We start from the raw sequence: 1880 nt of genomic DNA on the forward strand, positions 1-1880 counted from the left end.
GAGGCTGTAGAAAAACCCTAAATCAGTTCGAAAAACAGCCATTTTTTACTTCCCACCGATCATGCTTTGTGATCAAATAGGTATTATCAAGCAGGCACAGGAGCCTTGGTGATGCCACGTTTTAAGCCCCTTAATTATCAACAAAATGCGATGGTCGTAATCAACTATCTTGACCAGTTGCAAGCTGGCACTTTTGAGCATGCAATCCACCACTTAATTGACACAAAACTCGATTTAACGGTGTTTTACCCCAAATACCAGAATGATGCGACAGGCCGCCCGGCCTATGATCCGGCCGCATTATTGAAAATAATTTTGTTTGCCTATTCCAAAGGCATAACCTCCAGTCGAGAAATTCAGTGGTGCTGCGAAACCAATGTGATCTTTAAAGCGCTGTCTTGCGATTCAGTGCCGCACTTTACCACCATAGCGGCGTTTGTCAGTGGCCGCAGAAAAGAGATAGAAAAAGTATTCGAGCAGGTGCTATTGATATGTCATACCCAAGGGCTATTGGGCAATGAACTGTTTGCCATTGATGGGTGCAAAATCAGCTCTAATGCTGCAAAGGAGTGGTCGGGCACCTTTAAAGAGCTGCAAGAAAAGCGTGCTAAATTAAAACGCCAAATTCGTTATCAGCTGCGCGAGCACGAGCAATTGGATAAGAGTGAAACGGCAGACGAGGTGCGTAAACAACGCACTGCCCAAGCTATTGAAACGTTGAATAACGCGCATGACAAGATAGACCAATTCCTAAAGCAAGCCAGTCCACGGATGGGCAAGGGTAAGCGGCCACAGGAGGTGAAAAGTAATATTACTGACAATGAGTCAGGCAAGATGACGACCAGCAAAGGCACGATCCAAGGTTACAACGGTGTAGCTGCTGTGGATAAAAAGCACCAGATAATTGTCGATGCGCAGGTGTTTGGTGAAGGTCAGGAGCATCATACGTTACAGCCGGTACTGGGCAGTATCCAAAGCCGGTTTCAACGCTTAGCTATTAGCGAAGACATCCTCAAGGCGCAAACCATTATTACGGCCGATACCGGCTTTGCCAACGAGAGCAACATGCAATACCTGCATGACAACAATATCAATGCGTATATACCGGACAATCAGTTCAGAAGCCGTGATCCAAAATTCAACGAGCAAAAGCAAAAGTACGGCAAGCGACACCAAGCGGGTAAGACACGCAAAAAAACGGTGTTCAGTGCTAGTGAGTTTAGTTTTAATCCGGTGAATAAAACCTGCATCTGCCCGGCGGGGCAGCAACTGAGTTTACGGGGTGTCAGGGCGAACGAGCGCGGTATACCTATAGCGTACTTCGAGGGTAAGTTACTGCAATGCCGGCACTGCGATAAAAAGCAGAAGTGTATGCACAATCCCGAGGCGGCTAATCATCGCAAAGGCAATGGCAGACAGGTCAGCTTTACGCTTAATGAGACACGCGCACCAACTTACACCGATTGGATGAAACATCGGGTAGATAGCCCATTGGGTAAGCAGATATATAGCCACCGGATGTCAGTGGTAGAGCCGGTGTTTGGTAACATCACTACCAATAAAAACCTGAAACGCTTTAGCTTACGCGGCAAAGATAAAGTACAAGGCCAATGGCAGTTGTTCTGTTTGATACACAATATTGAAAAGCTGAAGAATTACGGCCAGTTAGACGCATAGACAACCTCAACCCACCCATAGTAAGCGCCTGCCAAGTTAAAACAGGCAAGCCGCTGCTGCTCATTAATTACGACGAAGTAAAAAGTAAACGTAATAAGTAAAAAACGTTGCAAAAAACGGCAACCCAAGGCAATGTTAGGGGCATTATAAATAATAGAAAAACGACGCTAAGCATCGCTATTAACGACTTTTTCTACAGCCTC

The 1880-nt window shown here is 45.9% G+C and carries 1 protein-coding gene; it reads left to right on the forward strand.

Annotated elements, in window-relative coordinates:
* Window positions 1-111: 111 nt before the first annotated feature.
* The gene (locus JAO78_RS16575; RefSeq protein WP_226752472.1) at window positions 112-1677 is read left to right on the forward strand and encodes an IS1182 family transposase; all 1566 of its coding nucleotides are present in this window, start codon (window positions 112-114) and stop codon (window positions 1675-1677) included.
* The last annotated feature ends 203 nt before the right edge of the window (window positions 1678-1880 follow it).

This window comes from Alishewanella maricola, from assembly GCF_016343785.1.
Lineage (GTDB): Bacteria > Pseudomonadota > Gammaproteobacteria > Enterobacterales > Alteromonadaceae > Alishewanella > Alishewanella maricola.